This window comes from Rhodococcus sp. NPDC057014 (assembly GCF_042673295.1).
In the GTDB taxonomy this organism is placed as follows: Bacteria; Actinomycetota; Actinomycetes; order Mycobacteriales; family Mycobacteriaceae; genus Rhodococcus_F.
Map to the genome: position 1 here is coordinate 1 of NZ_JBHUSF010000401.1, position 7,019 is coordinate 7,019.

General features: G+C 63.6%; 6 protein-coding genes. 1 reads left to right on the forward strand and 5 read right to left on the reverse strand.

The window, feature by feature from the left end:
• Positions 1 to 1,397, reverse strand: a 1,397-nt coding sequence (locus tag ACFTZB_RS40880) for an amino acid permease (protein ID WP_378440927.1), incomplete at its 3' end; no start/stop codon positions are given.
• A gap of 266 nt (positions 1,398 to 1,663) precedes the next feature.
• On the opposite strand from ACFTZB_RS40880, the gene ACFTZB_RS40885 reads away from it, so the two are divergent.
• Complete coding sequence (locus tag ACFTZB_RS40885; protein WP_378440928.1) at positions 1,664 to 2,803, forward strand: PucR family transcriptional regulator; 1,140 nt, start codon at positions 1,664 to 1,666, stop codon at positions 2,801 to 2,803.
• Positions 2,804 to 2,872: 69 nt separating this feature from the next.
• Here the strand turns inward: ACFTZB_RS40885 and ACFTZB_RS40890 are convergent, their stop codons facing one another.
• From ACFTZB_RS40890 to ACFTZB_RS40905, 4 genes are all read right to left on the reverse strand, one after another.
• The gene (locus tag ACFTZB_RS40890) at positions 2,873 to 4,225 is read right to left on the reverse strand and encodes an MFS transporter (RefSeq protein WP_378440930.1); all 1,353 of its coding nucleotides are present in this window, start codon (positions 4,223 to 4,225) and stop codon (positions 2,873 to 2,875) included.
• Positions 4,226 to 4,283: 58 nt separating this feature from the next.
• Positions 4,284 to 5,615 (reverse strand): flavin monoamine oxidase family protein, encoded by a 1,332-nt coding sequence (locus tag ACFTZB_RS40895; RefSeq protein ID WP_378440932.1) that lies wholly within the window; start codon positions 5,613 to 5,615, stop codon positions 4,284 to 4,286.
• A 297-nt stretch (positions 5,616 to 5,912) separates the two neighbouring features.
• Positions 5,913 to 6,668 (reverse strand): hypothetical protein, encoded by a 756-nt coding sequence (locus tag ACFTZB_RS40900; RefSeq protein ID WP_378440934.1) that lies wholly within the window; start codon positions 6,666 to 6,668, stop codon positions 5,913 to 5,915.
• Positions 6,665 to 7,018: an FCD domain-containing protein gene (locus ACFTZB_RS40905; protein ID WP_378440936.1), complete on the reverse strand. Its 354-nt coding sequence runs from the start codon at positions 7,016 to 7,018 to the stop codon at positions 6,665 to 6,667. The genes ACFTZB_RS40900 and ACFTZB_RS40905 overlap by 4 nt, the downstream gene beginning before the upstream one ends.
• Position 7,019: the final 1 nt, after the last annotated feature.

Consider the following 7,019-nt stretch of genomic DNA (forward strand, 5'->3'; position numbering starts at 1 on the left):
ATGTTTCGGCCGTCGGCGGAACCGGCCGGCGTGCGCCCGGAGCCGAACGTGCGCCGAGCCTGGTATGCGATCAGGGTGACGACGAGGGCACACAGACTGAGGGAGATCTGTGTTCGCGTGGATTCGACGAAGAACATCGAGATCAACACCGCGAGGATACCGACGACCCCGAGGATCGAGAGGTACGGGAACAGCCACATCTTGAAGCGGAGTTCGCGGGCCTTCTCCCGGCCGAGCACGGCACGGAGCTTGATCTGGGAGAGCGCGATCATCAGGTAGACCATCAGGATCGTGGCACCCGACGCGTTGACGATGAACGCGAACGCCGTTGTCGGTGAGAAGTAGTCGAGCGCAACGCAGCCCAGCCCAACACACAGCGCGGCCAGCAGCGCCCCGCGGGGAACTCCGTTCTTGTCCACCCGAGCGACCGAACGCGGTGCGTCTCCCTGATTGGCCAGGACGAACATCATGCGCGAGGCGGTGTAGAGACTCGAATTCAGGCAGGACAGCACCGCAACCAGGACCACCGCGTTCATGATGTCCGGGCCGCCCGGAATACCCATGACGTTCAAGGCGTCGACGAAGGGCGACTGACCAACTTTGATGGAAGTCCAGGGGACGATGATCGCCAGGAGAAGGACGGAGCCGAGATAGAACACTCCGACACGGCCGATCACGGAGTTCGCCGCCTTGGCAACCGATTTCTCGGGTTCTTCGGACTCTGCCGCCGCGATCGTGGCGATCTCGGGGCCGACCATGGAGAAGACCGCGACGACGACACCGGAGAGTACGACGGTCCACCCGTTCGGTGCGAATCCCCCGTGGTCGGTCAGGTTGGAGACGTCGGCGCTGTGTCCCGGCCACAGGCCCACCACGAAGCACGCCCCGATGGCGAGGAACGCGATGATCGCGGCGACCTTGATGCCGGCGAACCAGTACTCGAACTCGCCGAAATTGCGCACCGACCGAAGGTTGGTCGCCACCATGGCGAGAAGCAACGCCGCCGCCATGGGCCACGAGGGGAGATCTATCCACCGCTGCAGGAGTTTGCCGCCGATCACGGCCTCGGCCCCGGCGACGACCACCCAGAAGAACCAGTACAACCACCCGGTGGTGAATCCCGCGCGGTTTCCGAACGCCTTACGCGCGTATCCGGCGAAGGAGCCCGTCGACGGGTCTGCCACGGCCATTTCGCCGAGCATGCGCATGACGAGAATGACCACGAGACCGGTGATCGCGTAGGAGAAGATTGCGGCGGGGCCCGATGAGTTCAGCAGTGCGCTGGAGCCGACGAACAGTCCGGCGCCGATGACGCCACCGATAGCAATCATGGTCAGGTGACGTTGCTTCAGACTCTTCTGCAGTGTGGGCGACGGTTTCTTATCCAAATCAGACATCGGCAGCTCTCACGATCGATTCGACACACGTGGACGCGGAGCATTCTGCCCGCATCCGCCGAGCGAGGCTTCTACTCGCCCAGCGACTTCGATCACTTTCGGCGGAAGTAACTCACCCGCCCTTGCGATGATCACGTCCCGTGTTTGGATGTGATCCATACAACACCTCCGAGGCGCTCCGCGACTATCGACAGATGCCAGAAGTCCGCAGGTGTACGTCAGACATATGGATGATCGCCCACTGGCCGCATGTTAATATATTAGTCATGAATCAGATCGGCCGGGCTGTTGCCGTTGCGAGCGTCGACGATTTCATGGCACGCACACGCCGGCACCTGGGAGCATCCGTAGTGCTGCTCGACGGCGATTTCGAGATGATCGCCTACAGCGCCCGGTCGATCGAAGTGTCCGAAGATCACGCACAGTCGGTGGTCAGGCAAGCGACCGATGCAGACACCCGCAACTGGATCGTCGATTGTGGAATCGCGTACGCCACGAGGCCGGTTCGAACACCGGCGAACAGGACCACCGGTTCGAAGGCACGGATCTGCCTCCCCGTCCGGCACGGAGGAAAGACGTACGGGTTCTTGTTCGTCCTCCCGGGCGACGACACATCGATCTCCGACCGCGCACTCGAAGAACTGATGCCGCTCGCGGCTCAGGCGGGTGCGCTACTCGCCGCCGGCGCATCGGAAAATGGGCACCTCGCAGGGGCGTTTGCGGACCTGCTGGAGGGCGATCCGGACAGGTCTTCGGCTGCCGCAGAGCACCTCCGGGTGTCGGGCGAGATGAAAGACGCCGACTTCACGATGCTCGCAACGGACCACGCCTCGATCGATCGACGATCGGGCGTCACCGCCGTGCCGATGGGAAGATTCACGGCAGTGTTCGTAGCGCACCGAGATTCATCGTCTTCCACCCTTCGATCGGCTGTCGACAGCTGTTGCGCCGAGGGAAGCGTCGTCGGAGTCGGGGGAACCTATTCGGACCTTCGCGATGCCGGGAAAAGCTGGCGGCAGGCAAGACTGTGCCTCGACGTCATCGCACTCGAGCCCTCTAAAGGGCCGGTGGCGTACTGGGATCGACTCGGCGTGTATCGGCTGGCAGCACTGGCATCCGCGGAACTCGTCGCAGAGGCGGCCATCACCCCGGCGGTCAGGGCACTGTTCGAGCACCGGAACAGAGACCTTCTCGCCACCGCGGAGACCTTTTTCGACAATGGTGGCGACATTGCCGCGACGACCGATGCGCTGAGCATTCACCGGCAGACGCTGTACTACCGGCTGCGTCGAATTCAGGAACTCACGACGCTGGATCTGTCGATCGGCCAGGACCGCTTGGAGTTACACGTCGGTCTCTCGCTGGGACGGCTGGTCGGGGGTCCGGGAACGTCGCATCCCTCGTAGCCGCGAGGTACCCGGACGCTCGGTGAGCGCCCGGGTACCTGCGAACTGTGTCCGTGCTGCCGGCTGGGATCAGGCGGTGGACAGCGTCGTGCGGGTGGTGGTGCCCAGTGCGGCGCTTTCCGTCAGTGCCATTCCGCGGGTCTCGGGCGCCATGACCTGCGACAGGACCGCGCCGAGGAGGGTGATGGCGGCCGCGATGAGCATCGTGGGGCCGATGCCGATACCGCTGAGCGACATCGGAACCAGGAACGTTCCGACCGCGGCGCCGATGCGACTGAGCGAGGAGGCCATACCCACGGCGGAACCCCGGATCTCGGTGGGAAACAGCTCGTTCGGGTAGACCCACTGCAGGATCTGACTGCCGCCGATGACCACCGCGTAGATCGCGAACAGCGCCATGATGATCATGCTCGGTGCTTCGGGGAACAGTCCGAGGATCAGGAGGGCGAGTCCGGACCACAGGAAGCTGTGGATGAGCAGGGGCCGCCGGCCCATCCGGTTGACCAGAAGCAGCGCGACGACGCATCCGACCAGGAACAGGATCGTGATCACGGCCGATCCGAAGTGTGCTGCATCGCCTTCGAGCTTCAGTGCCCCCAGGATGGCGGGTGCGAACGCGTACACGGCGAACAGCGGCACGATCGAGCACGTCCAGAACAGCGTGATGAAGGCCATCCGCTTTCCGTATCCGGACCGGAGGAGGTCCTTGACACTGACGTCGGTGCCGTCCTCCATCGGGAGGTCTGCGATGCTGACGGTGGGTCCGTAGACCTTCCGCATCACATCGTTCGCTTCGTCGATCCTTCCCTTGTTCGCAAGCCAGCGTGGGGATTCGGGTGTTCCGACCCGGGCGAGGACAATCAGAATCGCGGGTACTGCGGCGCTGGCCAGCATCCAACGCCATGCATCTTCGTGTCCGGTTCGTGCCAGGAATTCTCCGACGACGTAGGCGGCTGCGGCGCCGACGAACCACATCGCGACGAAGGCGCCGAGGAACGGGCCCCGGTACTTGCGCGGTGTGAACTCGGTCAGCAGAGAGGTGGCGATCGGGTAGTCCGCACCTACCGCCATACCGATCAGCAGGCGCAGAATGATCAGCCACACGACGTCCTGGACGAAGAATTGAGCCACGGAGAACACGATGATGGCGACCAGGTCGATCGTGAACAGAACCTCACGCCCGAATTTGTCGGTCAACCATCCACCGGCGTAGGCGCCCAGCAGGATTCCGACCAGTGACGAGGCACCGACCAGGCCCTGTTCGACGGACGACAGGCTCCACTGATCCGCGAACTGCACCATCGCGACACCGATGATCGACAAGACGTAGCCGTCGAGAAACGGTCCGCCGGAGGAGAACAGCGCTAGCTTCTTGTGGAACCTGGACAGTGGCGCATCGTCCAAGGGGTTGATCGTCGTCATAACGAGCTCCTCGTCAGTGATGGTGTTCTGAAGTCGGTGTCGGGCCGGCGAGCGTCGGTCAATTGTTCGAGGAGGCAACGGAGGCCCGGATCAGGGACGCGACACGTTCTGCTTCCGTGTACGCGCCATGGGTCCCCGCGGTCTCGGACGTGTAGTCCCCGGCGAAATGGATCGAGCCCACCGATCGCTGGAGTTCGGCCAGATTCGCGGCGCGATCGGGGCCGAGTAGCGCAAAGCAGTGTTCCCACGTGCGGGCGTGAACGCCGGTGATTCTTCCTCTGAGCTGCGGCGCAACGGTCAGGAAGCTCTCCACCCAATCGGCGACGCGGGCCTCGTCCTCGGCGAATCCCGGCTGGAACCCGGTGGAATTTCCGTAGCAGGTGAATTGCACTCTGCCCGCGGCCCAGTTGGGTCCTACCCGGCCGGGTGTCGGATTGATGATCGCGTCGAACGGCATCCCGGCGGTCACGATGAACGCCCAGTCCTCGATGCCCGACAGGCCGTCGATGTCGGCGACGATATTGAGCGTGGTGCTGCCGGGAGTGTCGAAGCTGCTGAGCGCGTCCGTCTTCCATGTCGGTAGATCACCGAAGACGGCGGGAACCAGCGGGGCAGGAAGCGTCGATACGACGTGACGGGTCAGGAGTGTTCCCGCTCCCTCCGGGCCGGTGAAGCTGACCTCGTAGGCGTCCTGCTCTTCCTTGAACGCGACACCGGTGACCGTGGTGTCGAATCGAACGGTGTCCGGAGGCAGGTGGCCGTGCATCGCCCTGGGGATGGCCTGCATGCCGTCGAGCGCGAAGGATCGGTTGCGCTTCTCTCGCGCGAGATAGCTCGCGAAGTAGCGGAGGGCGTACTTCGCCGACAGCTTGGCCGGGTCTCCTACTGCCCCGCCGCGCAGAGCGGCATCGATGATCCGGCGCACGCCGGGTTGCAGTCCGCTGAGCCGTTCGGCGATCGTCTCGGTAGCCAGACCCTGATCGTCCTGGTCCAGCACACCGTTGCTCGTGTGCTCGTTGTATTCGAGCAGAGCACTGTCGATGAATTCGCTCAGCTCCGCCTTTTCGGAGTCGGTCAGATCGAGACGCGCGACGAGATCTTCGTTGGTCTCGGCGACGACCGTCTTGCCGTTGGCATGGATTCCGTACGTGGTGGGTTCGAACGGTACGACGTCGAGCGCGAGTTCGGTGGCAAGTTCTTCGGTCCGGGTGTTCCGGTAGATGAACAGTGCACCGGAGTTCGCACTCGCCCCCGCGAGATCCACCGTGTTCGACCTACCTCCCACTTCACCGGTCGCCTCGAGCACGCAGATATCCAATTTCAGGTCTCGAAGGAAGTAAGCCGTGGCCACTCCTGCTGTACCGCCACCAACAACGATCACGTCGTACATGCATGCTCCTGAAACCGAAGTAGTGAAGTTGACTGCTGCAGCGAAGACCGAATTGCTCGACCTCGACGTTGCGGGACCCGACGACGGCGGCGGATTCCACAAAGCTGCATGCGTCACAACATTTTTGGCGATTGCCCAGGCTCGCTCCTACCGCCGGCGGTCATCCCGCGCGCCGCAGTAGTTGTGACGCCCGCCACATCATCGTGGCACAAGGAGAGTCTATAAGCAATAGAAGATATTTTCACTTTTTAAAGTTCTAACGCGAAGTGCCAGGTCAAGGACTACCGGTGGCGTGGATCAGGGCAGAGGTGAGACCAACTGCCAGCTTCTGCCGTTCGGGAAGAGGTCCGCGGCCAGTTCCGACCTGGCCCACGACGTGACGTCGTCCGGTTGCAGAAGGTCGCCGGGCAGGTACCCGGACGTCGTCGAGGCGATGACGCGCAAGTCCGCATTCACCAGAACGACGGGCAGTCGGTCCCGGTCCCCCGTGAACAGGAAGCGCTCGAACCGATGCGCCAGAACATCGGCACCCGCGACGCCGGCGAAACCGCCCGCCGCTATGACCGGCACCGAGATCGTGACCGTGTAGCTATAGGAGTCGATACCGCCGAAGTCGACGTACGGTCCGATGACAGCCGGAGTGCCGCAGGTCTGAGGTATGGAGAACCAGCCCCGGCGGGAGTAGTCGTAGAAGGAGACCTGTCCGGGGTTGACGCTGTGACCGATGAACTCGAGATCCCCGTGGTCGTCGTAGCCCCACCACTCCATCCAATACGGGCTGTCCGTCAGATAGTCCACGGCGGTGGCCACGCCGATGCGATCCACCGCGTACTCGGGGTTCCGCAGGCACGCCTGCAGACTGTCGCGGATTCCGCTGAGATCGGAGCGGGCCGGTCGACGCCCGTCCCGCGCGACGCGTTCGAGCAACTCGCGCATGTCGGCACGCACCCGAGTGAGGCTGTCCAGCGTCACGCGCAGATAGTCGGTGATCTCTGCCGTCAGCCGATCCAAATCCGGAAGCTGCGCGGGCCGACGGCCGTCCTCGTTCGTCACGTCGCCGCCAACGCGAGGTGACGATCGACCAGAACGCGGGTTTCGCGTGCACAATGATCCAGCGCATGGCGGTGCGCGGCGTCGGGATCACGATTGCGGATGGCCTCGACGATCAACGTGTGCTCGCGGATCGCATCGTGCGGATCCAGCGCATCGGTATCCCACAGCAACGGGGCCACCTGGGCCTGCGCCTGGACGATCAACGTCGTCAGATGCGACGACTGCGCTGCGGCACCGAGTTCGATGTGGAAGCGGCTGTCCGCGCGGCGTCGAACGTCCGCACGAGTGGCCTCGGCGAAATTCCGCGCGAGATCCTCCAGCCGATCGACGTCCTCGGGCAGTGCGCGCAGC

Bases quoted from the DNA above. Each gene is read 5' to 3' on its own strand.
- ACFTZB_RS40885 (WP_378440928.1), top strand. From the start codon at position 1,664: ATGAATCAGATCGGCCGGGCTGTTGCCGTTGCGAGCGTCGACGATTTC.
- ACFTZB_RS40890 (WP_378440930.1), bottom strand. From the start codon at position 4,225: ATGACGACGATCAACCCCTTGGACGATGCGCCACTGTCCAGGTTCCAC.
- ACFTZB_RS40895 (WP_378440932.1), bottom strand. From the start codon at position 5,615: ATGTACGACGTGATCGTTGTTGGTGGCGGTACAGCAGGAGTGGCCACG.